General features: G+C 71.0%; 15 protein-coding genes and 2 pseudogenes. 13 read left to right on the forward strand and 4 right to left on the reverse strand.

The window, feature by feature from the left end; all coding sequences use genetic code 11:
* Positions 1–588: 588 nt before the first annotated feature.
* The 12 genes and pseudogenes from QF030_RS33200 (at position 589) to QF030_RS33255 (ending at position 16,463) form a co-directional block, all read left to right on the forward strand.
* A complete protein-coding gene (locus QF030_RS33200) occupies positions 589–1,797 on the forward strand; it encodes a Gfo/Idh/MocA family protein (protein ID WP_307166254.1) in 1,209 nt (402 codons plus the stop codon).
* 21 nt (positions 1,798–1,818) lie between these two features.
* Entirely contained in the window at positions 1,819–2,826 is a 1,008-nt protein-coding gene (locus QF030_RS33205; protein WP_307166255.1) for a sugar phosphate isomerase/epimerase family protein, read from the forward strand.
* 304 nt (positions 2,827–3,130) lie between these two features.
* Positions 3,131–5,626 (forward strand): carbohydrate-binding protein, encoded by a 2,496-nt coding sequence (locus tag QF030_RS33210; protein WP_307166256.1) that lies wholly within the window; start codon positions 3,131–3,133, stop codon positions 5,624–5,626.
* A gap of 14 nt (positions 5,627–5,640) precedes the next feature.
* Positions 5,641–7,113 (forward strand): ThuA domain-containing protein, encoded by a 1,473-nt coding sequence (locus tag QF030_RS33215; protein WP_307167774.1) that lies wholly within the window; start codon positions 5,641–5,643, stop codon positions 7,111–7,113.
* A 152-nt stretch (positions 7,114–7,265) separates the two neighbouring features.
* Positions 7,266–8,471, forward strand: coding sequence for an inositol-3-phosphate synthase (locus QF030_RS33220; RefSeq protein WP_307166257.1), 1,206 nt, complete (start codon positions 7,266–7,268; stop codon positions 8,469–8,471).
* 347 nt (positions 8,472–8,818) lie between these two features.
* A complete protein-coding gene (locus QF030_RS33225) occupies positions 8,819–9,796 on the forward strand; it encodes an SCO3242 family prenyltransferase (protein ID WP_307166258.1) in 978 nt (325 codons plus the stop codon).
* 122 nt (positions 9,797–9,918) lie between these two features.
* A pseudogene (locus tag QF030_RS33230) lies at positions 9,919–10,809 on the forward strand (sugar phosphate isomerase/epimerase family protein); the annotation flags it as partial.
* Positions 10,810–11,102: 293 nt separating this feature from the next.
* On the forward strand, positions 11,103–11,879 hold the full coding sequence (locus QF030_RS33235) for an EboA domain-containing protein (protein ID WP_307166259.1): 777 nt from the start codon (positions 11,103–11,105) through the stop codon (positions 11,877–11,879).
* Positions 11,879–12,727: a TatD family hydrolase gene (locus QF030_RS33240; protein ID WP_307166260.1), complete on the forward strand. Its 849-nt coding sequence runs from the start codon at positions 11,879–11,881 to the stop codon at positions 12,725–12,727. The genes QF030_RS33235 and QF030_RS33240 overlap by 1 nt, the downstream gene beginning before the upstream one ends.
* Before the next feature lie 3 nt (positions 12,728–12,730).
* Complete coding sequence (gene eboE / locus QF030_RS33245; protein ID WP_307166261.1) at positions 12,731–13,900, forward strand: metabolite traffic protein EboE; 1,170 nt, start codon at positions 12,731–12,733, stop codon at positions 13,898–13,900.
* Complete coding sequence (locus QF030_RS33250) at positions 13,897–15,345, forward strand: nucleotide pyrophosphatase/phosphodiesterase family protein (protein ID WP_307166262.1); 1,449 nt, start codon at positions 13,897–13,899, stop codon at positions 15,343–15,345. The genes eboE and QF030_RS33250 overlap by 4 nt, the downstream gene beginning before the upstream one ends.
* Before the next feature lie 71 nt (positions 15,346–15,416).
* Complete coding sequence (locus QF030_RS33255) at positions 15,417–16,463, forward strand: sugar phosphate isomerase/epimerase family protein (RefSeq protein WP_307166263.1); 1,047 nt, start codon at positions 15,417–15,419, stop codon at positions 16,461–16,463.
* A 190-nt stretch (positions 16,464–16,653) separates the two neighbouring features.
* On the opposite strand, the gene QF030_RS33260 is transcribed toward QF030_RS33255, so the two are convergent.
* From QF030_RS33260 to QF030_RS33275, 4 genes and pseudogenes are all read right to left on the reverse strand, one after another.
* A complete protein-coding gene (locus QF030_RS33260; RefSeq protein ID WP_307166264.1) occupies positions 16,654–18,045 on the reverse strand; it encodes an OFA family MFS transporter in 1,392 nt (463 codons plus the stop codon).
* 122 nt (positions 18,046–18,167) lie between these two features.
* Positions 18,168–20,312: an acetate--CoA ligase family protein gene (locus QF030_RS33265; protein ID WP_307166265.1), complete on the reverse strand. Its 2,145-nt coding sequence runs from the start codon at positions 20,310–20,312 to the stop codon at positions 18,168–18,170.
* 4 nt (positions 20,313–20,316) lie between these two features.
* Positions 20,317–21,558 (reverse strand): formyl-CoA transferase, encoded by a 1,242-nt coding sequence (frc, locus tag QF030_RS33270; RefSeq protein ID WP_307166266.1) that lies wholly within the window; start codon positions 21,556–21,558, stop codon positions 20,317–20,319.
* 14 nt (positions 21,559–21,572) lie between these two features.
* A pseudogene (locus tag QF030_RS33275) lies at positions 21,573–23,256 on the reverse strand (thiamine pyrophosphate-binding protein).
* Between the two features lie 199 nt (positions 23,257–23,455).
* Here QF030_RS33275 and sucC point away from each other — a divergent pair.
* Positions 23,456–24,586 (forward strand): ADP-forming succinate--CoA ligase subunit beta, encoded by a 1,131-nt coding sequence (sucC, locus tag QF030_RS33280; protein WP_307166267.1) that lies wholly within the window; start codon positions 23,456–23,458, stop codon positions 24,584–24,586.
* Positions 24,587–24,593: the final 7 nt, after the last annotated feature.

A 24,593-nucleotide genomic window follows, 5' to 3' on the forward strand; every position in this document is an offset into this window, starting at 1 on the left:
TGCGGCTACGGGATACGACGTGCGGAATGCGGAATGCGGAATGCGGAATGCGGAAGTCGGTGTACGGGATGCGACGTACGGGATGCGACGTGCGGAATCCGGTGTACGGAATCCGGCGTACGGGCCACGAAGGACGGGACACGGCCGCGACGAGCCGGCTTCCCCAGGCCCCGTGCACCAGGCACTTCGGCCGAGCGGCCTGAAGGACAGGAGTGACGCCGGAGCCACCGATCCCGTCGCGTCCGCCCCGTCCCGCACGGCGCTGTCGCAGTCGTCGGCTCTCCCTGCGAAAGGCCGCCGGTGAGGGGTCGGTGCTCGGGCGTGGGTCCCACCCGTCACATCGCCGGCGTCCACCGCGTCGCCGGAGTCGACCGCATCGCCTTGCGTCCACCGCACCGGCCGAGGAACGCGGGACCCGACAGCCTGCCGCGTCCGCACAAGCCTCGACCTGGACGAGCCCGCCCGCAGGACGGGACCAGCGCCGTCCGGCGGCACCAGCTCCCCCTGGGAATCCGCCGGACGGCCCGGGTCCTCGTGCCCGACGGCGTCCCACCCCCACCGTGCCACGACGACGAGGAGGACAACCGTATGGAACAGCCGCAGCAGTCAGCGGGTCCGGAGGCCGGCAAGCAGCCGCTCCGGGTGGGGATGGTCGGTTACGCGTTCATGGGCGCCGCCCACTCCCAGGGCTGGCGCACCGCGGGCCGGGTCTTCGATCTTCCCCACCGGCCGGTCCTCGCCGTGATCTGCGGACGGGACCCCTCCGCCGTGCGGGCGGCCGCGGACCGGCACGGCTGGGCGGCGACCGAGACCGACTGGCGTGCCCTGATCGCCCGGGACGACGTCGACCTCATCGACATCTGCACCCCCGGCGACTCCCACGCCGAGATCGCTGTGGCGGCGCTGGCCGCCGGCAAACACGTCCTGTGCGAGAAGCCCCTCGCGAACACCGTCGAAGAGGCCGAGACCATGGCCCGCGCCGCCGAAGCCGCTTACTCGCGGGGACAGTTGGCGATGGTCGGCTTCAACTACCGTCGCGTCCCGGCCACCGCGCTGGCCCGGCGGATGGTCGCCGAGGGCCGGCTGGGCACGCTGCGGCACGTCCGGGTGACGTACCTACAGGACTGGCTGGTGGACCGCGATTTCCCGCTGACCTGGCGACTGCGCAAGGAACTGGCCGGTTCCGGCTCGCTCGGCGACCTGGGCGCGCACATCGTCGACCTCGCACAACACCTGACGGGGGAGCGGCTCGCGGGAGTCTCCGCGATCACCGAGACCTTCGTGCGGGAGCGTCCGTTGCCCGGTGGTCCGACGAGCGGCCTGAGCGCGGCCTCCGCCGACGGCACCGGCACGGTCACCGTCGACGACGCCGCCCTGTTCACGGGTCGCTTCGCCTCCGGCGCGCTCGCCTCCTTCGAGGCGACCCGGTACGCCACCGGACGCAAGAACGCACTGCGCCTCGAACTCAACGGTGAGCGCGGCTCGCTGGCCTTCGATCTGGAACGCCTCAACGAACTCTGGTTCCACGACGCCACCGAACCCGGCACGCACGCCGGCTTCCGCCGCATCCTCGTCACCGAACCCGATCACCCCTACCTGAACGCCTGGTGGCCACCGGGCCATGGACTCGGCTACGAGCACACGTTCGTCCACCAGGTCCGCGACCTGGTGCACGCCGTCGCCGAGGGCAGCCGCCCCGAACCCTCCTTCGCCGACGGACTGCAGGTGCAGCGCGTCCTGGCGGCGGTCGAGGAGAGCGCCGAGAAGAACTCCGTCTACACCCCGATAGCGGACTGAGGACCAAGGAGGGCCTGGAGCATGCCGCGTACGTTCACACTCTTCACCGGCCAGTGGGCCGACCTCCCCCTGGAGGAGGTCTGCCGTCTCGCGCGCGACTTCGGTTACGACGGGCTGGAACTCGCCTGCTGGGGTGACCACTTCGAGGTCGACAAGGCACTCGCGGATCCCGGATACGTGGAGTCCCGTCATCAACTCCTCGACAAGTACGGGCTGAAGTGCTGGGCCATCTCCAACCACCTGGTAGGGCAGGCGGTCTGCGACGCCATCATCGACGAACGCCATCAGGCGATTCTGCCCGGCCGCATCTGGGGCGACGGCGAACCGGAGGGCGTCCGGCGGCGGGCCGCCGCCGAGATCGCCGACACCGCCAGGGCCGCGGCCGCCTTCGGCGTCGACACGGTGATCGGCTTCACCGGCTCCGCCATCTGGCATCTGGTCGCCATGTTCCCGCCCGCGCCCGAGTCGATGATCGAGCGGGGCTACGAGGACTTCGCCGAGCGCTGGAACCCCATCCTCGACGTCTTCGACGCGCAGGGTGTGCGGTTCGCCCACGAGGTCCACCCCAGCGAGATCGCATATGACTACTGGACGACCGTGCGCACACTGGATGCGGTCGACCGTCGACCGGCTTTCGGTCTCAACTTCGACCCGAGCCATTTCGTGTGGCAGGACCTCGACCCGGTCGGCTTCCTGTGGGACTTCCGCGAGCGCATCTACCACGTGGACTGCAAGGAGGCCCGCAAGCGTCTGGACGGCCGCAACGGACGCCTCGGCTCCCATCTGCCCTGGGGCGACCCGCGACGTGGCTGGGACTTCGTCTCCGCCGGCCATGGTGACGTCCCCTGGGAGGACGTGTTCCGCATGCTGCGCTCCATCGACTACCGGGGCCCGATCTCCGTCGAGTGGGAGGACGCCGGGATGGACCGGCTACAGGGCGCCCCCGAGGCCCTGACCCGCCTTCGGGCCTACGACTTCGACCCGCCGTCCGCGTCCTTCGACGCGGCGTTCGGCAACGGAGCCGACTGAGCCCACCAAGCCGACTGAGCCCACCGCGCCCACGGAGCCGACTGAGGCCAAGGAGCCGACTGAGCCCGCGGAGCCGACTGAGCCGACTGAGCCGACCGAGCCCGCGGAGCCGACTGAGCCGACGGAGTCGACTGAGCCCGCGGAGCCGACCGAGCGAACCGCGGCGACCAGGCGACCGGCGACCAGGCAACCGAGGCGACCGAGCCACCCCACAGGCTCATCCGACTGTTCATCCGCACCGGGATGACGGCGCATCCCGGCATTCGCACCCGCCCGTACAACCAGCCCCACTCTGGAGGCATCCGTGCACGGGAACGACCCCACCACCGGCACCCGCAGAGCCGAGACCCGCAGACGACGTCCTTCGCTGCGCAGAGCCGTCGCCCTCCTGAGCGGCGCCCTGCTGGCCGGCGCGTCGCTCACCCTCGCCGCACCCCAGGTCGGCGCAGCCGTCGCCGACCCGGTGGCCGCGGCCGAGGACTTCCAGCAGGTCACCCTCGCCAAGGGCGAGGCCGAGGTCGGCGAGCCCATGTCGCTCGCGGTGCTGCCCGACCGCTCCGTCCTGCACACCTCACGCGACGGCGAGCTCCGGCTCACCGACGCGGCCGGCAACACACGACTGGCCGGAAAGCTCGACGTCTACTCCCATGACGAGGAAGGCCTCCAAGGCATCGGGGTGGACCCGGAGTTCGCGGCCAACCGGTTCATCTACCTCTACTACGCGCCGCCGTTGGACACGCCGGCGGGCGACGCCCCCGAGACCGGAACGGCGGCCGACTTCGCGTCCTTCGACGGGGTCAACCGTCTCTCCCGCTTCGTGCTCGGGACGGACGGGACGCTCGACGTCTCCAGCGAGACGAAGATCCTCGACGTACCTGCCTCCCGCGGCCTGTGCTGCCACGTCGGCGGTGACATCGACTTCGACGCCGCCGGGAACCTGTATCTGTCCACCGGCGACGACAGCAACCCCTTCCAGTCGGACGGCTTCACTCCCATCGACGGGCGCGACAACCGCAACCCCGCCTTCGACGCCCGGCGTTCATCCGGAAACACCAACGACCTGCGCGGCAAGATCCTGCGCATCAAGGTGAACACCGACGGCTCCTACGCCGTCCCGGACGGCAACCTGTTCGCCCCCGGTACGGACAGGACACGGCCCGAGATCTACGCGATGGGTTTCCGCAACCCGTTCCGCTTCAGCGTCGACAAGGCCACCGGCATCCTCTACGTCGGCGACTACGGCCCCGATGCCGGTGCGGCCGATCCGGCGCGGGGACCCGCCGGTCAGGTGGAGTTCGCACGTGTCACCGGTCCGGGCAACTTCGGGTGGCCGTTCTGCACGGGCGACAACGATCCGTATGTCGCCTACGATTTCGCGTCCGGTGCGTCCGGCGCCCCCTTCGACTGCGCCGCCCCCGAGAACACCTCGCCGCACAACACCGGCCTCACCGACCTCCCCCCGGCCCAGCCCGCCTGGATCCCGTACGACGGCCCGTCGGTACCCGAGTTCGGGGACGGATCCGAATCGCCGATGGGCGGCCCCGTCTACCACTACGACGCCTCGCTCGACTCGCCGGTGAAGTTCCCGCAGGCGTACGACGGGAACTTCTTCGCCGGTGAGTTCGGCCGACGCTGGATCAAGCGCATCGCCGGCGACGCGAACGGCGCCGTGCAGTCGATCGACGACGTCCCGTGGACCGGCACCCAGGTGATGGACATGGCATTCGGACCCGACGGCGCGTTGTACGTGCTCGACTACGGCACCGCGTGGTTCGGCGGTGACGAGCACTCCGGTCTCTACCGCATCGAGAACGCCACCGACGGCCACTCCCCGGTCGCCCAGGCCACGGCCGATCGCACCTCGGGACAGGCCCCCTTGAGGGTGCGCTTCTCCTCCGCCGGAACGACCGACCAGGACGGCGACGCGCTCACCTACGCCTGGGACTTCGGTGACGGCGGCACGTCGACGGCGGCCGATCCCACGCACAGGTACAAGAGGAACGGCACGTACACGGCGACCCTGACCGCCGAGGACCCCTCCGGCCGTACCGGCAGCGCGAGCGTCCAGGTCGTGGTGGGGAACACGGCGCCGAAGGTGGTGCTGGAATCACCGAAGGACGGCCAGTTGTTCAGTTTCGGTGACGCGATCCCGTTCAGGGTGAAGGTCACCGACCCGGAGGACGGCAAGGCGATCGACTGCTCCAAGGTCGAGGTCACCTTCGTCCTCGGCCACGACAGCCACGGTCACCCGGTAACCTCGGCAAACGGTTGCACCGGCACCCTCCATACGAGCGCCGACGGCGGCCACGACGAGGACGCCAACATTTTCGGAGTCCTCGACGCCGCGTACACCGACGGCGGAGGCGGCGGCCAGGCCGCGCTCACCTCGCACGACCAGAACGTCCTGCAGCCCCGCCATCGACAGGCCGAGCACTTCGGCGACTCGTCCGGCGTCACGGTCATCACCAAGGACGTCGCCCACGGCGGCAGGACGGTCGGCGACATCGACAACGGCGACTGGATCTCCTTCACGCCGTACGTCCTCGGCAACGCCGAGAGAATCACGGCACGTGTCTCCTCGGGCGGAGCCGGCGGGACGCTGGAGATCCGCGCCGGCTCACCGACCGGCACCCTGCTCGGCAAGGCCACCGTCCCGGTGACCGGAGGCTGGGAGAGCTTCCAGGACGTCAACGCCGACCTGTCCCGCGCCCCGCGCGGCACCACCACGCTCCACCTCGTCTTCAAGGGCGGTTCCGGCGCTCTCTTCGACGTGGACGACTTCACCTTCACCACCGGCTGAGAGGAGAGCACGTGATGCACGCAACCCGCCGACTGGCCACCATCGTCGTGGGCGCGACGCTGCTCCTCGGCAGTGTCTCGGGCCCGGCCGCATCGCAGTCCGCGGACAGCGGAAGGACGGGCAACGGGAAGGGAAACACCGAAAGAGGAGACAGCGAGAAGGGAAACAGCGGTAAGGGAAACAGCGGTAAGGGAAACAGCGGTAAGGGAAACAGCGGTAAGGGAAACAGCGGTAAACGGGTGCTGGTCTTTTCCAAGACGGCTGGCTTCCGGCACGACTCGATCCCGGACGGCGTCGCGGCGGTACGGGAGCTCGGCACGGCGGGCGGTTTCGGAGTCGACGCCACCGAGGACGCGGGCGCGTTCACGCCGGGGAACCTGCGGCGCTACGACGCCGTCGTCTTCCTGTCGACGACCGGCGATGTCCTGGACGCCGCCCAGCAGTCCGCCTTCGAGGGCTACATCCGGCACGGCGGCGGCTATGTCGGGGTCCACGCGGCGGCAGACACCGAGTACGACTGGGAGTTCTACGGTGGCCTCGCCGGCGCCTGGTTCCGGTCGCACCCGGCGATCCAGCCGGCGACGATCGACGTCGAGGACCGGGCGCACCCGGCGACCTCGGGACTCGCCCGCACCTGGAACCGCACCGACGAGTGGTACAACTACCGCTCCGACCCGCGCGAGCGGGCCCATGTCCTGGCCTCGCTCGACGAGCGGTCGTACACGGGCGGCACCATGAACGGCGACCACCCGATCGCCTGGTGCCAGGACTACCGGGGCGGCCGCGCCTTCTACACCGGCGGTGGACACACCGAGGAGTCCTACGCGGATCCCGCGTTCCGTACACACCTGTTGGGCGGGATCCTGTATGCGGCCGGCGATGTGCAGGCCGACTGTCGACCGGAGAACGGATACCGTCCGCTCTTCGACGGCACGTCTCTGGACGGCTGGCAACAGGCGGGACCCGGCTCCTTCACCCTCTCCGACGACGGCACGCTGACGTCGACGGGCGGGATGGGTCTGCTCTGGTATGCCGGCAGCAGCTTCGGGGCGTACTCCCTGAAGCTCGACTGGAGGACCACAGCAGCCGGGCCGAGCGACCCCGGCGACGACAACTCGGGTGTGTTCGTGGGCTTCCCGCCGTCGGACGACCCGTGGTCCGCCGTGGACAACGGCTACGAGATCCAGATCGACGCCACCGACGTCCCCGAGAAGACCACCGGCTCGGTCTACGGCTTCCGGTCCGCCGACCTGAAGAAGCGGGACCGCGCGCTGAATCCGCCGGGGGAATGGAACACGTACGAGATCCGGGTGGAGGGTGAACGCCTGCGCGTCTGGCTCAACGGCGTGAAGATCAACGACTTCACCAACACCGACCCGGCGCGGAGTCTGCGCGACGGACACCTCGGCCTGCAGAACCACGGAACCGACGACCAGGTGTCCTTCCGCGACGTCCGGATCAAGGAACTGCCCGTCCTGGGCGACTGAACGGCGGCGGGCGGGGGACGCCGGACCCCCGCCCGCCGTCACCACCCCGACCTGTCGCCGCGCCCGACTTCATCTCGCCGGGTGAGGCCGTTCGTCCTCTCCTTTCTTCCCGCCTCGTTCTCCGGGGTCTGCGCACGACAAGGAGGCTGCCCATGTCCGCGTTCCTTTCCCATCCCCCGAGCGTCGGCGTCTGGCTGATCGGGGCCCGCGGTTCCGTGGCCACCACCGTGGTCGCGGGATGCGCCGCCGTCACGGCCGGTCTGCACCCGCCGACGGGCCTGGTCACCGAGACGCCCGCGTTCGCCGACTGCGGCTTGCCCTCCCTGTCCGCTCTCGTCTTCGGCGGACACGACACGACCGGCTGCCCGCTGCCCAAACGCGCCGAGCAACTCGCGGCCGGCGGAGTCCTCCCGGCGGGCCTCCCCTCGGCGATCGAGGCCGAACTGGACGCCGCCGAGCGGGAGATCAGGCCCGGAGGCCCTGGTCCGGGAGACACCCGTAGCGACGAGCGGTTGATCAGTGAGTTCGCCGCCGACATCAGCGACTTCGTACGCCGGTGCGGGCTCGCGCGGGCGGTGGTGGTGAACGTGGCCTCGACCGAACCGGCGGCGACCGGTTCCGCGCTGCCGCCGAGCTCCCTCTACGCGGCCGCGGCCCTGCGGGCAGGCTGCCCGTACGTGAACTTCACCCCGTCCACGGGGTTGCACCACCCCGCGCTGGCGGCCGTGGCGGAGTCGAGCGGGCTGCCGTACGCCGGCCGTGACGGCAAGACGGGGCAGACCCTGCTGCGTTCCGTCCTGGGGCCGATGTTCACCCAGCGGGCACTCGCCGTGCGGGCCTGGTCCGGTACCAATCTTCTGGGCGGCGGTGACGGAGCCGCCCTGGCCGACCCGGCGGCCGCCGAGGCGAAGAACGCGGGCAAGGAACGGGTTCTCGCCGACACCCTCGGCGGCACTCCCGAGGGCCAGGTCCATATCGACGACGTCCCGGCACTGGGGGACTGGAAGACCGCCTGGGACCACGTGGCCTTCGACGGCTTCCTGGGCGCCCGCATGATCCTCCAGACCATCTGGCAGGGCTGCGACTCCGCGCTCGCGGCGCCCCTCGTCCTCGACCTGGCCCGCCTCACCGCCCGGGCCCACGAGGTCGGCCTGTCCGGCCCGCTGAGTGAACTCGCCTTCTTCTTCAAGGACCCCGTGGGCGACGCGCCGTCGGCCTTGGCGGAGCAGCACGCGCAACTGGGGCGGCTCGCCCGCCGGCTGAGCGGCGGTGGTGGCGCGACGGGCTGCGCCGGCGAACGGGCCACCCCCGGGGCGCCGGGCGATCTCGCGACGAACCCAGGCGAGGAAACGCGATGAGCGGGGGCGATGTGGTGCGTGGACCGGAGGGACGAGCGACCGCTGCGCCCACCACACCCACCACGCCGAGCGGGTGGACGACTTCGCGGGCCGGTGCGTCGGATCGGACGGTAGCGACCGCGGAGGCCCGTACATCACCCCGGACGGTAGCGGCCGCGGAGGCCTGTACATCACCCCGGACGGTAGCGGCCGCGGAGACGGATACGTCGGCCCGGACGGCACCGACTGCGGAGGCCGGTACGTCGAGCCGAGGAGTGGCTGCGGAGTTGCGTACGTTGGACGGGTGGGCTGCGGCGGACGGGTCGGCGGGTGCGGCGGGCGCCGCCTCGGAGAGGAACCGCCCTCGCTTGCGGGCCTGGGCCGAACTGCTGCGGTTGCCCGCCCTCTTCACCGTCCCCGGCGACGCGCTGGCGGGCGCCGCCGCCCTCTCCGCGCGCCCCGACCGCCGCACCCTGCTCGCCATCGATTCCTCCCTCTGTCTGTACGAGGCCGGCATGGTCCTCAACGACTGGGCGGACCGCACGGAGGACGCCGCCGAACGCCCCCACCGTCCCCTTCCCTCCGGCCGAGTGGCCCCCGCCGCCGCCTTCACCGCGGCCTGCGCCTTCACCGCCGCCGGTCTCGTCCTGGCGAACCGGGCGGGCCGCCCGGCCCTGGCGGTCGCTGCTCCGCTCGCGGCCACCGTCTGGTCCTACGACCTGGCCCTGAAGCACACGCCCGCGGGACCGTTCGCGATGGCCGCCGCCCGTGGCCTGGACCTGCTCCTCGGCGCCGCGGCCACCGCGGGACGTACACGTGCGGCCGTTCCCTCCGCTGCGCTCCTGGCCACGCACACGCTCGCGGTCACCAACCTGTCCCGCCAGGAGACCCGCGAGGGCACGCCGACGGCGGCCCTGGCAGCGCTGGCCACGACAGGTGCGCTGACCTGGTGGCTGCAGCGCCGGCCGACGTCCGCTCCACCACCGGACCGACGGTCACCTGACGGCCGGTTACCCGCTCATCGTGGGAGGCCAGGGCCAGGGCCACGGGCAGGATCAGGGCCACGGGCAGGATCAGGTGCCGCGCTCCGCTTGTCCGCGTCGCTGACCGCAGCGCTCGCCTCCGCCTACGCCACCACCACGGCCCGTTCCTACCTGCGCGCTTCGCTCAACCCGTCCCCTCCTCTCACCCAACAAGCCGTCGGCGCCGGCATCCGCGGCACCGTTCCCCTCCAGGCCGCTCTCATCGCCCGTTCCGGAGCGCCCGCCGCCACCGCCACCGCGCTGCTCACCGCCGCTCTGGCACCGGTCGCCCGGAGACTCGCCAGGCGGGTGAGCATCACATGAACCTCGGACGCACGAGCCACGGCCACGGCTCTGACGAGCCCGACCGGCCAGACGGGTCCGTACGGTCTGACGGGTCCGACGAGGAGACCCCGCTCGCGATCACCGCAGGGCGACGGCCGTCGTTGCGGCCAGGCTTCCCTCCACCCCTGCCCTCGCCCTCGTTCCGCTTCGGCTACGGCACGAACGGCCTCGCCGATCTCCGCCTGGACGACGCCCTCGCCCTGCTCGCCGACCTCGGCTACGACGGCGTCGGACTGACGCTCGACCACATGCACCTCGACCCGTTCGCCCCGGATCTCGCCGTCCGTGTCCGACACATAGCGCGGCGACTGGACGCCCTCGGGCTGGACGTCACGATCGAGACCGGAGCCCGCTACGTCCTGGACCCGCGCCGCAAGCACGGGCCCTCCCTCCTGGATCCGGAGCCCGACGGCCGCGCCCGCCGCGTCGACCTGCTGCTGCGCGCCGTCCGGATCGCCGCTGACCTCGGGGCGCACGCCGTCCACTGCTTCAGTGGAACGCTCCCGCCCGGCACTGCGCCGGAGACCGGTTGGCAGCGCCTCGCCGAGACTCTCGCCCCTGTCCTGGACGCCGCCGCGTCCGCCGGGATCCCCCTCGCCATCGAACCCGAACCCGGTCACCTCCTGGCGACCCTCGCCGACTTCCACCGGCTCCGCCGCGCCCTGGACGACCCGGCGCCGCTCGGCCTCACTCTCGACATCGGCCACTGCCAGTGTCTCGAGCCGCTCCCGCCCGCCGACTGCGTACGCGCCGCGGCCCCCTGGCTGCGTCACGTCCAGATCGAGGACATGCGCCGAGACGTCCACGAACACCTTCCCTTCGGGGACGGCGAGATCGACTTCCCACCTGTTCTCGCCGCTCTCGCCGACACCGGCTACCGGGGGCTGGCAGTGGTCGAACTGCCCCGCCACTCCCACGCGGGCCCCCACTACGCCGAAGCCTCCCTCCCGTTCCTCCGCCGTGCGGCGGCATCCGCTCAACTCGCCGGCCCCCGTACCGACACCGGCCCCCGCATGCGCGCCGACACCCGCACCCGCACCGGCTCTGACCACGTCATGTCGAAGTCGCCCTCCTCCCCGGTCCTGACCGCTCGCCACGCCGTCGGCCCGACCGTCCGCGCGCCCGCCGCCCCGCCCGCCGCCCCGCCCGCCGACCTTGCCGTCGGTCCTCCCGACCGACAGCTGGACCCTGCCGTCACTTCCCTCCCTTGCCGCCCGTCCAGGGCGGCGAACCTGCCCGTCGTGCCACCCGGCGAGCCCTCCGCCACCCCGGAAGGGAGCACCCCATGACCCACCGCGACGTCGCACCGGTGACCCCGGAAGCGGAACGCGCGGGCACCACCCCGGCCCGCGCTCCCCTCGACGTCCTGCGCAGCCATCTCGACACGCACCTGGAGGCGACCGCGCGCGTCTGGTTCCACCGGGCTCTCGCCGAGGCCGCGGCCCACCCCGGTACTCATGGCCCCATCTCGGTGTGGGAGCTGCGCCTCGCCGAAGCCGGGCGCCGTTGCGGCAGCCGTTACGCCGACGCCGCCCGCGTGCTCATCCTCCACGCGGCCCGCGCAGACCCGGAGTCCCTGGCCCGCGTGTACTTCCAGGGCACGGCCGAGGAACGTCGCGCGGTCCTGCACGCGTTGCCCCACCTCGTGTCCGGCCCCGAGGCCCTCCCGCTGGTCGAGGACGCCCTGCGCACCCATGACACCCGGCTCCTCGCGGCCGCCGTCGGCCCTTATGCCGCTCGCCATCTCGACGCGCATGCCTGGCGTCACGCCGTCCTGAAGTGCCTTTTCACCGGAGTGCCCGTCGCCGAGGTGGCGGGCCTCGAGCAGCGCGCCCGCGCCGACGCCGAACTGGCCCGCATGCTCGGCGACTACGCCGCCGAACGCACCTCCGCCGGCCGCCCCGTACCCGGCGATCTGCGACGCGTGCAGATTCTGGCCGATCCGACGGCTCCGCCCTCGACGGATCCGGGCGCAGCCGCCCCGGATCGCCACCGCACGGACCTTTCCGGCCCGGGCAGCTCCCACCGCCGCCCGGCCCGCCCCCACGGCAAGGAGTCCTGATGCGCATCTTCGACCCCCACATCCACATGACCTCGCGCACGACCGACGATTACGAGGCGATGCGCGAGGCCGGCGTCCGCGCCGTCGTCGAGCCGTCCTTCTGGCTGGGGCAGCCGCGTACCTCGACCGCCTCCTTCCTCGACTACTTCGACTCCCTTCTCGGCTGGGAACCCTTCCGGGCCGCGCAATACGGCATCGCCCACCACTGCGCGCTCGCCCTGAACCCCAAGGAGGCCAACGACCCGCGCTGCACCCCCGTCCTGGAGGAGTTGCCGCGCTATCTCGTCAAGGACCACGTCGTGGCCGTCGGCGAGATCGGCTACGACTCGATGACCCCGGCCGAGGACACCGCCCTGGCCGCACAGCTCCAGCTGGCCGCCGACCACGCCCTGCCGGCCCTGGTGCACACCCCGCACCGCGACAAGCTCGCCGGGCTGCGCCGCACCCTCGACGTCGTCCGTGAATCCGCCCTGCCGCCGGACCGGGTGCTGCTCGACCATCTCAACGAGACCACCGTGAAGGAGGCGAAGGACGCCGGCGTCTGGCTGGGCTTCTCCGTCTATCCCGACACCAAGATGGACGAGACGCGCATGATCGGGATCCTCCGCCTGTACGGGCCGGAGAACGTCCTCGTGAACTCCGCGGCGGACTGGGGCAGGAGCGACCCGCTCAAGACCCGGCGGGTCGCCGACCTGATGCTCGCGGAGGGCTTCGCCGAGGACGAGGTCGATCTCGTCCTGTGGCGCAACCCCGTCGCCTTCTACGGTCTCAGCGGCCGCCTCGCCCTCGAGACGAGGGTCCCCGACCCCACCCACGAGGGCAATTCCATCCTGCGCGGCGGGGAGTGAGCGATGCGCTTCCGTCACCCCGACGGCACCACCGTTCACCTCGCCTACTGCACCAACGTCCACCCCGCCGAAACCCTCGACGGAGTCCTCGCGCAACTGCGCGACCACTGCGAACCCGTCCGGCGCCGCCTCGGCCGCGACCGGCTCGGCATCGGCCTGTGGCTCGCCGGGGAGGCCGCCCGCGCCCTCGACACCGACCCGTCGGCCCTGCGCGGCCTGCGCGCCGCACTCGACCGGCGCGGTCTCGAGGTCGTCACCCTGAACGGCTTCCCGTACGAGGGATTCGGCGCCGACGAGGTCAAGTACCGCGTCTACAAGCCCGATTGGGCCGACGGGGAACGCCTCGCGTTCACCACCGCGCTGGCCCGTGTCCTTGCCGGACTGCTGCCCGACGATGTCACCGAAGGCAGCATCTCCACCCTTCCGCTGGGCTGGCGCACCGCTTGGAACGAGGCGCGCGCCGCGACGGCCCACTCCGCCCTGCGCACGCTCGCCGAGCGCCTGGACGCGCTGGAGGAACTGACCGGGCGCTCCATCCGAGTCGGACTGGAACCGGAGCCCGGCTGCATCGTCGAGACCACCGCCGACGCCCTCGCGCCGCTCGCGGCCGTCGGCCACCCCCGTATCGGTGTCTGTGTCGACACCTGCCATCTCGCCACCTCCTTCGAAGACCCGGACTCTGCCCTGGACGCACTCGCCGAAGCACGTGTCCCCGTCGTCAAATCCCAGCTGTCGGTCGCCCTGCACGCCGAACACCCCCGTCTGGCCGCCGTCCGCGAAGCCCTCTCCGCGTTCGACGAACCCCGCTTCCTGCACCAGACCCGCACCCTCACCGCCAGCGGCCTGCACGGCACCGACGACCTCGACGAGGCGCTCACCGGCTCGGCTCTGCCCGACACCGGGCCCTGGCGCGCCCACTTCCACGTCCCGCTGCACGCGGCCCCCGCCGCGCCCCTCACCTCCACCCTTCCCGTGCTGAAAGCCGCGCTGACCCGCCTGGTCGGTGGTCCGCACCCGCTGACCCGGCACCTGGAGGTCGAGACCTACACCTGGCAGGCCCTCCCGCCCGAGCTGCGGCCCCGTGTCCGCGCCCAGCTTGCCGACGGCATCGCCGCCGAACTCGTCCTGGCACGCGACCTCTTGACCGATCTCGGACTCAAGGAGCTCCCATGAGCAGCCCGGCCTCCGGCGACCCCGGGCCGCACGACCGGTCCGGACCCGGCGCCCCCCTCCCTGCCCGCACGGCACCCGTGCCCCTGCTCGTCCTCGACGTCGTCGGTCTCACCCCCCGTCTGCTCGACCACATGCCCCATCTCAAGACCCTCGCCCAGGCGGGCTACCTGGCCCCGCTGGAGACCGTCCTGCCGGCCGTCACCTGTGCCGCGCAGTCCACCTTCCTCACCGGCACGCTCCCCGCGGAGCACGGCATCGTCGGCAACGGCTGGTACTTCCGCGGGCTCGGCGACGTACTGCTGTGGCGCCAGCACAACGGCCTCGTGGCCGGTGACAAGGTGTGGGACGCCGCGCGGCGGGCCCATCCCGGTTACACGGTCGCCAACATCTGCTGGTGGTACGCCATGGGCGCCGACACCGACTACACCGTCACTCCTCGTCCGGTCTACTACGCCGACGGCCGCAAGGAGCCCGACTGCTACACCCGTCCCGCGGCCCTGCACGACGAACTCACCGACAAGCTCGGCACCTTCCCCCTCTTCCACTTCTGGGGACCGGGCGCGGACCTGGTCTCCAGCCGGTGGATCATCGGCGCGACCCGCCACATCCTGCGCACCCGCAGCCCCGACCTGGCCCTGTGCTACCTCCCTCACCTCGACTACGACCTCCAGCGTTTCGGTCCCGACGACCCCCGCTCCCTCCGGGCGGCCGCCGCCTTGGATGCGGCCATGGCTCCCCTCCTGGCCGACGCCCGGACACAGGGCCGTACCGTCGTCGCCCTGTCCGAGTACGGCATCACCCGGGTGAGCAGGCCCGTCGACGTGAACCGCGCCCTGCGCCGGGCCGGCCTGCTCGAAGTGCACACGCAGGACGGCATGGAGTACCTCGACCCGATGGCGTCCCGTGCCTTCGCGGTCGCGGATCACCAGCTCGCCCATGTCTACGTGCGCCGTCCCGAGGACCTGCCCCGCGTGCGGGAGGTGCTGGAGGAACTGCCCGGTGTCGACGAAGTCCTGGGCGACGGCGGCAAGAAGAGGCACGGCCTCGACCACCCGCGCTCCGGCGAACTCGTCGCCGTGGCGGAGCCGGACGCCTGGTTCACGTACTACTACTGGCTCGACGACGCCCGCGCACCCGACTTCGCGCAGCTGGTGGAGATCCACCGCAAGCCCGGCTACGACCCGGCCGAGCTGTTCATGGATCCCCTGGACCCCTACGTGAAGGTGAAGGCGGCCACCGCCCTGGCCCGCAAGAAGCTCGGCATGCGTTACCGCATGGCGGTGGTGCCCCTCGATCCCTCCCCGGTGCGCGGCAGCCACGGCCGCCTTCCCGCGAGCGACGACGACGGTCCGCTCCTCATCTGCTCCACCCCCCGTTCGCTCGGCGACCGCGTCGCGGCCACCGACGTGAAAGCACTGCTGCTCCGACTGGCCGGTCTTTCCTGACGGATTGCCGACCGGTCATCAGTGAAGCACTCACCACTGACAACGCCCCGTGATCCCGAGAGGTTCCAGACATGAGCCGCATCTCCGACATCGACCCCGAACTCACCCACCGGCTGACCAGACGAGGCATGCTCGGCGTCGCCGCGGGCGCCACCGCGGCCGCGCTGCTGGGGGCCGCCGCCGCGCCGGCCGGCGCGGCACCCGCCACCGGCACCGATGCCTCCGCGACCGGCCGCGGCCGTCCCGTCCTGCCCCCCGGCCGTCTCGGGATCCAGCTCTACAGCCTGCGCGACAAGGTCTCGACGCTGGGCTTCGCCCCCGTCTTCGCCGAGTTGAGCAAGTACGGGTACGACGAGGTGGAGTTCGCCGGTTACACCCAGGGCTCCGCGGGCCCCATCACCCTCGCCCAGCTCAAGCGGCTGGCGCGCCGGCACGGTCTGACGCCGATCGGCAGCCACGTCGGTTACTACTCCAGCGACCCGAACGCCTACACGTTCGCCCAGAACCTCACCAAGGTCCTCGACGACGCGCAGGCCCTCGGTCTCCCACACATCGGCACCGCCTCCGGTCCGTTCCGCTACGGCTCGACCGTCGACGCGTGGAAGCGCGCGGCCGAGGAGTTCAACACGTACGGAGCGGCCGCAAGGGCCCGCGGCATGAAGTTCTACCAGCACAATCACTCCGACGAGTTCGGCTTCGCGACCGACAATCCCAAGGTCCGTCTCTACGACGTGCTGCTCGCCGAGACCGACCCCGACCTGGTGTTCTTGGAGATGGACATCTTCTGGGCGTACGCCGGCCGGTTCCGGTTCTCGAGGCGGGCCGACGGCACGCCCGCGCCCTTCGAGCCGCTGGACTACGTGCTGCGGCAGCCGCATCGCTATCCGCTCTTCCATGTGAAGGACGGAGTCAGCGACCCCTCCAACGAGTTCGGATACCGGATGACCGACGTCGGGGACGGCGACATCGACTACCAGCGGTTCCTCTCCGCCGTCACCCGGCTGCGCGGTGAGCGCCTGGCCCACCACTGGCAGGCCGAGCACGACAACCCGGTCGAGTCCTTCGCCTTCGCACGGAAGTCGAGCGCGCACCTGCACTCGTTGCGCGAGAAGTGCTGAGTACCCGGCGCACCATGCGCTGAGCGGGCGCACGCGCGCGTGGAGGCCCACCCCGGCAGATGACGGGGTGGGCCTCCACGCGCGCGTACGTCGTCAGCCCACGGCACCGCGGCCGATGCCGTCGGTGACCGTCGTGACCCGTGCCGACGCCGACGCCACCAGCGGGCCGAAGTCGCTCTTCGCCGTCATGTCAGGCCGTTTCCTCGCCGAGCGGCTGCGGGTTGGGGACGATCCGACGACCGGCCGTCGGCCTGCCGGGAGCCTTCAGGAAGATCGCAAGTACCGCCGAGGCGAGACCGATGCAGCCCGCCAGGACGAACGCGCCCTCGTAGTCCCACACGCCGACCACGATCGAGCCGACCCCGGAGCCCACGAGGCCCGAGACGAGCTTGGAGCTGTAGACCATGCCGTAGTTGCTGGCGTTGTTGTTCTCCCCGAAGTAGTCCGCGGTCATCGCGGCGAACAGCGGGAAGATCGCCCCGCCGCCGAAACCGGAGACCATGGAGCAGAACAGGAAGAACGGCATGCTGCCCATCTGGCCGGAGACCAGCACACCGAACTGCGCGGTGCCCAGCACGAGGCAGACGATGATCAGGGTGTGGCGGCGGCCGTAACGGTCGGAGATCCAGCCGATGATGCCGCGCCCGGTGCCGTTGACGATCGCCTTCAGGGACATGGCCGTGGCCACGATCCCCCCGGCGAAGCCCATGTCCTTGCCGAACGGCACCTGGAAGGCGATACCGAAGATGTTGATCCCGGCCGTGCACAGCAGACAGAACCACATCATCCACAGGACGGGGGTACGCGCTGCCTCCTTGGGGGTGTACTGCTTCACCGCCGGCGGGTTCTTCTGGAGCGCCCGGCGGATCTTCGGGTCGTCGGTGAGCCTGAGCGGATCGACGTGCGCAGGCCACCAGTTCTTCGGCGGGTCCTTGAAGAACCACCCCGCGAACGCCACGACGGCGCAGCAGACGAGGCCCACCGTGACCAGTACGCCCTTGTAGTTGCTCAGGTCCATGTACGACGTGAACAGGAACACGAAGGGCACCGAGCCGTAGGCGAAACCGCCGTTGACCATGCCGGTCTTGCCGCCCTTGCGTTCCGGGTACCACTTGCCGACCATGTTCACGCAGGTCGCGTAGACGAGGCCGGCGCCGATGCCGCTGCACATGCCGAAGCCGAGATAGGCGACGGTGACATGCGGCGCGTACGCGAGGGACAGATAGCCGAGGAGCGTGCCCAGCGCGCCGAGCATCATCGCGTACCGCGCGGGCAGCCTGCCGCTCTCCCGCAGCTGCCCGGCCGGGAAGGCCACGGCCGCCTGGAAGAACACCCAGACGCCCATCAGCCAGAAGATGTGCCCACTGCTCCACAGGTGGGCGTCGTGCAGTGTGTCCTCGGCGGATGTGAACGCGTACTCCGAGGAGCTGATGCCCAGCATGCCCATCCAGGGGAAGAGCACCATGGTCCAGCGTGGTCGCCCCATGATGTCCCGGTCGCTCTCGCCGATCCGGTACACACGGCCGTTGCGGTCGGTCACCTCCCGGTAGGGGAGGGTCGTCGAGTAGTCGGTGGTTGTCATGTCGCTCAGCACCCCTTGCGTCGAAAGTTCTGGCCAGCGCCCCCTGTCCAATGCCTTTCGTGTGCGCTCGGGACCCGGGCCGGCCGACGCGCACCGTCGGCCGGCCCCGTGCCTGGGTCACGTCATGAACCGCCCCCCAACAGTCCCGCCGCACGCGCCCACCGGTACTTGGCGCCGAGCACCGCCACCGGCTGTTCGGTCGTGTACGGGTAGGCCACGACGCCTCGTTCGTAGAGGTACTGGCAGGCCTCCTCGACCTCCACGTCACCCGCGAGCGACGCCACGACGGGCTTCTCCACGCCGCGTTCGCGGAACTCGCCCACCACGCGCGCGGTGAGCTCCGCGAAGACCATCGGGGGAGTGACGATCGTGTGCCAGTAGCCGAGCACCAGCGCGTGGATGCGCGGGTCCTCGAGCCCCAGCCGGATCGTCGCCTCGTACGTCGACGGCGGCTCGCCCCCGGTGATGTCGATCGGGTTGCCCGCCGCCCCGAAGGGCGGGATGAACGCGCGGAACGCCGCGTCCAGGTCCGGCGGGATGTCCATCAGGGTGAGGCCGTTGTCGGTCACGGCGTCCGACAGCAGCACCCCGCTGCCGCCCGCGCCCGTGATGATCACTATGTTGTCGCCCTTGGGGGTGGGCAGCACCGGCAACGCGCGCGCGTACTCCAGCATGTCGTTCAGCCCCGGCGCCCTGATGACGCCCGCCTGCCGCAGGATGTCGTCGTAGACGGCGTCGTCGCCCGCGAGCGCCCCGGTGTGCGAGCCGGCTGCCTTCGCGCCCGCCGCCGTGCGGCCCGCCTTGAGGACCACGACCGGCTTCCTCGGTACGGTCGCCCGCGCGGCCTCGACGAAGGCGCGGCCGTCCTTGAGGTCCTCCAGATGCATCGCGATGCAGTCGGTGTGCGGGTCCTCGCCGAACCAGGTCAGCAGGTCGTCCTCGTCCAGGTCCGACTTGTTGCCGAGCCCGACGATCGCCGAAACGCCGGTCTTCGTGGTCCGCGCGAAGCCCAGGATGGCCATCCCGATGCCACCGGACTGGGAGGTCAGCGCGACCCCGCCCTTGACGTCGTACGGCGTGCAGAACGTGGCGCACAGGTCGTGCCAGGTCGAGTAGTACCCGTAGATGTTCGGCCCGAGCAGCCGCACGCCGTACCGCTCGCCGATCGCCACGATCTCGTCCTGGAGCGCGTGTTCCCCGGTCTCCGCGAACCCGGAGGGGATGAGCACGGCGTTCGGGATGTTCTTGCGTCCCACCTCCTCCAGGGCAGAGGCCACGAACTTGGCGGGGATCGCGAAGACCGCCACATCCACCTCTCCGGGAACGTCGGTGACACTCTTGTACGCCTTGCGGCCCAAGATGTCATCGGCCCGGGGGTTCACCGGGTGGATGTCCCCGGCGAAACCGCCGTCGACGAGGTTGCGCATCACCGAATTGCCGATCTTGCCCGACTCGTTGGAGGCGCCGATCACGGCGACGGAGCGCGGCTGCATCAGACGGCGCATCGAGGAGAGGATCTCCGCCCGCGTGTAGCGTCGACGCTCCTTGACCGGTGTGTCGGAAAGGATCACGCGGATGTCCGCGGCCATCGCGCCCTCGGCCGTGGCGATCACCGGGTTGAGGTCCACCTCGGCGATCTCGGGGAAGTCCGCGACCAGCCGGGACACCCTGCGGATCTGCTCCGCGACCGCCCACCGGTCCACCCCGGCCTGTCCGCGCACGCCGCGCAGGATCTCCGCCGCACGGATCGAGTCGAGCATGGACAGCGCCTCGTCGGCGTCCACCGGAGCCAGCCGGAAGGTGATGTCCTTGAGCACCTCGACGAGCACCCCGCCGAGCCCGAACGCCACGACCTTGCCGAACGTCGGATCGGTGACCGCACCGACGATGACCTCCTGCCCCTTCGGCAGCAGTTCCTGGATCTGTACGCCCTCGACGCGGGCCCCGGCGTCGTACGCACGCGCGTTCTCGACGATCCGGTGGAACGCCGCCCGTACGTCCGACGCGCCCTCCACCCCGACGATCACTCCGCCGGCGTCGGTCTTGTGCAGGATGTCCGGCGAGACGATCTTCATCACCACGGGGCCCCCGAAGCGCGCCGCGTACGAGACGGCCTCCTCCACGTCCCTCGCCAGCTCCTCGCCCGGCACGGCGATGCCGTACGCGTCGGCGACCACCTTGCCCTCGGGCGCGGTCAGCGCGGTCCGTCCGTCGGCCCGCACCGCGTCGAGCAGCGCCCGCACCCTGAGCATCCGGTCCTCGGCCATCACCTCAGATCACCCCGTTCGACTTGAGCAGGCGCAGCTCCTCGTCACCGAGGCCGAGTTCGCCGACGTACACCTCTTCGTTGTGCTCGCCGAGCAGCGGTGAGCCGGTCACCTCGACGGGGGAGTCGGAGAGCTTGAGGGGGCTGCCCACGGTCACGAACTCACCGCGCCGCGGATGCGGTACGCGGACCACCATCTCGTTGGCGACCAGCGACTCGTCCTCGATAATCTCCTTGGTGGACAGGATCGGCCCGCACGGGATGTTGTGGGCGTTGAGCCGCTCCAGCACCTCCCACTTGGCCAGTGTCGAGGACCACTCCTCGATCAGCTGGAACATCTTGCCGAGCTTGGGCAGCCGGGCCTCGGGCGTCGCCCACTCGGGGTCGGCGGCCAGTTCGGGCCGGCCGATCAGCTCGGTGAGCGGCTGCCAGCCGACGGGCTGCACGATGACGTACACGTAGTCGTTGGGGCCGCCCGGCGCGCACCTGACCGCCCAGCCGGGCTGGCCGCCGCCGGACGCGTTTCCGGACCGGGGAACCTCGTCGCCGAAGTCGTCGTTGGGATATTCGGCGAGCGGTCCGTGTGCCAGGCGTTGCTGGTCCCGCAGTTTCACCCGGCACAGGTTGAGTACGGCGTGCTGCATGGCCACGTTGACCCGCTGCCCGCGCCCGGTGTGCTCCCGCTGGAACAGCGCCGCGAGGATCCCCGCCACGGCGTGCACCCCCGTCCCCGAGTCCCCGATCTGGGCCCCCGTCGCCAGCGGCGGCCCGTCCTCGAAACCGGTGGTCGACATCGACCCGCCCATGGCCTGCGCGACGACCTCGTACGCCTTGAAGTCGGTGTACGGGCCGTCCCCGAACCCCTTGATGGAGGCATAGACGATCCGCGGATTGATCTCCTTGACGCGGTCCCAGGTGAACCCCATGCGGTCGACCGCGCCCGGACCGAAGTTCTCGACCATGACGTCGGAGCGCCGGATCAGCTCGGTGAGGATCTCCTTGCCGCGTTCGGTCTTGGTGTTGAGGGTGATGCTCCGCTTGTTGCAGTTGAGCATCGTGAAGTAGAGGGAGTCGACGTCCGGTAGGTCGCGCAACTGCTTGCGCGTGATGTCACCCGAGGGCGCCTCCAGCTTGACGACGTCCGCGCCGAGCCAGGCGAGCAGCTGGGTGGCGGACGGGCCCGACTGGACGTGCGTCATGTCGAGGACGCGGATGCCTTCGAGAGCCTTGCCGGCAGTTCCTGTCATCGGGGGCACCTCACTCACTTGTACATCGTCTGGTTCATCGTTCCGGGGGCGTAGGCGTCGGGGTCGACCCAGACGTTGATCAGCGACGGCTTCCCGGACTCGCGGGCGCGCCGCAGCGCGGGTCCGATGTCGGCGGGGTCGCGCACCTCCTCGCCGTGGCCGCCGAGCAGCTGGGCGAACTTGTCGTAGTGGACGTCGCCGAGGGTGTTGCCGACCCGTTCGCGCTCCGGGCCGTACTTGGCGGCCTGGCCGTAACGGATCTGGTTCATGGAGGAGTTGTTGCCGACGATGCCGACGAAGGGGAGGTCGTAGCGCACGAGGGTCTCGAAGTCCCAGCCGGTGAGCGAGAACGCGCCGTCGCCGAAGAGGGCGACGACCTCCTTGTCGGGCCGTGCCTGCTTGGCCGCCAGCACGAAGGGGACGCCGACGCCCAAGGTGCCCAGCGGACCGGGGTCCATCCAGTGGCCCGGCGCCTTGGGCTGCACGACCTGGCCGGAGAAGGTGACGATGTCGCCCCCGTCGCCGATGTAGATCGAGTCCTCGGTGAGGAAGTCGTTGATCTCGCTGACCAGGCGGTAGGGGTGGATGGGGGAGGCGTCCGACCGCAGGTGCGGCAGCCGCTTGTCGAGGGCGCTCTGCTCGGCCGCGCGCAGCTCGTCGAGCCACTCCTTGCGCCGGGAGGCACCTCCGTCGACCCGCCCGGTCGCGGCGTCGGCCACCGACTTCAGCACCAGCCCGGCGTCACCGACGATCCCGAGGTCGATGTCGCGGTTCTTGCCGACGGTGCGGTAGTCGAGGTCGATCTGGACGACCGTGGCGTCCGGCGACAGCCGCTTGCCGTACCCCATGCGGAAGTCGAAGGGCGTGCCGACGATCACGATGACGTCGGCGTGGGAGAAGGCGTAGCGGCGCGACAGCTGGAAGTGGTGGGGGTCGCCCGGGGGCAGGGTGCCGCGGCCGGCGCCGTTCATGTAGGCGGGGATGTTCAAGGCGCGCACCAGCTCGACGGCGGCCGCGGTACCCCGGGTCGTCCACACCTGGCTGCCCAGCAGGATCGCGGGCTTCTCGGCGTGCACGAGCAGGTCGGCGAGCTTCTCGACCGCCGCGGGGTCGCCGGCCGAGCGGGTCGAGGCGCGATAGGCGCCGGGCAGCGGCACCCGGGCCTTCGCCGTCGGCACCTTGGCGTCGAGGACGTCGCGCGGGATCTCCAGGAAGGCGGGGCCGGGCGCGCCGTGGTAGCACTCGCGGAACGCCATCGACACCATGTCCGCCACCGCGCGCCGTGTCCGGTACGGCCGCGGCGAACTTGGTGATCGGCGTCATCATGTCGACGTGCGGCAGGTCCTGGAGCGACCCCATCTTGTGCTGGGTGAGCGCCCCCTGGCCGCCGATCAGCAGCATCGGGGACTCCGCGCGGAAGGCGTTGGCGACACCGGTGACGGCGTCGGTGGTTCCGGGGCCCGCCGTGACGACCGCGCAGCCGGGCTTGCCGGTGATGCGCGCGTAGCCGTCGGCGGCGTGGGCGGCGACCTGTTCGTGGCGTACGTCGACGACTTCTATGCCCTCGTCGACGCAGCCGTCGTAGATGTCGATGATGTGGCCGCCGCACAAGGTGTAGATGCGGTCGACCCCCTCTGCCTTGAGTGCCTTGGCAACGAGATGACCACCGGAAATCACGTCCTGGGTGCCGTCGGGCATGGCGAAGTCCCGTCCCTTCGTAGGGGGGTGGAAGGCTGTCGCGGTACATTGCATACAGTCGACGAATACTGTATGAAGACTTGTTATCCCGCATCCGGTGGGTGGTGTCCAGGGGGTGTGCCGCACTTTCGGTCAGCGGAGATCGGCCTCTTCGACGGCTCGGCGGACTCCGGGTTCGACTTCACAGACGGGAGCCGGGATGGACCTGTACGAACACCAGGCAAGGGAACTCTTCGCGGAACACGGCATCCCGGTCCCCCGGGCCGAGGTGACCGACTCGCCCAAGGAAGCCCGCGGGATCGCTCGTCGGCTCGGTGGGCGAGTGGTGGTGAAGGCCCAGGTCAAAACGGGTGGCCGGGGCAAGGCGGGCGGCGTCAGGCTCGCCGCCGATCCCGCCGCGGCCGAACTGACGGCACGGCAGATCCTCGGTATGACCATCAAGGGACACACGGTCGGCACGGTGATGCTGGCCCAACCCGTGGACATCGAGGCGGAGTTCTACGTCTCCTATGTGCTGGACCGCGCGGCCGGCCGCTTCCTCGCGATCGCCTCCGCCGAAGGGGGGACGGAGATCGAGGAGGTCGCCGCCACCCGGCCCGCAGCGGTCGCCCGCATCCCCGTCGACCCGGCGGAGGGCGTCACCCCGGCGAAGGCGGGCGAAATCGCCGCCGCGGCCGGTCTGCCCGCGCAGACCGCGGACACACTCGTCCGGCTGTGGCAGGTGCTGGTCCGGGAGGACGCCCTCCTCGTCGAGGTCAACCCGCTGGTCCGTACCCGCCAGGGGCAGATCCTCGCCCTCGACGGCAAGGTCACCCTCGACGACAACGCGGCCTTCCGCCAGTCACGTCGGAGCGCCGACGCCGCGGAACACGGCGACCCGCTGGAGGCGGCGGCCGCGGCCAAGGGCCTCAACTACGTGAAACTGGAGGGCGAGGTCGGCGTCATCGGCAACGGCGCCGGGCTCGTCATGTCGACCCTCGACGTCGTCGCGGGCTGCGGCGCCCGCCCGGCCAACTTCCTCGACATCGGGGGCGGCGCGTCCGCCGAGGTCATGGCGGACGGACTGTCGGTCGTCCTCTCCGATCCCGCCGTGAAGTCGGTCCTCGTCAACGTCTTCGGCGGCATCACCGCGTGCGACGCGGTGGCCGAAGGCATCGTGCGCGCCCTGGACACCGTACGGCTCACCAAGCCGCTCGTCGTCCGGCTCGACGGGAACAACGCGGTCCGCGGGCGGGCGATCCTCGACGCCCGCCGGCACCCGCTGGTCCAGCAGGCCACCACCATGGACGGCGCCGCCCGTCGCGCCGCCGAACTCGCCACCGCAGTCTGAGGAGACG

It is taken from the genome of Streptomyces rishiriensis (assembly GCF_030815485.1).
GTDB lineage: Bacteria > Actinomycetota > Actinomycetes > Streptomycetales > Streptomycetaceae > Streptomyces > Streptomyces rishiriensis_A.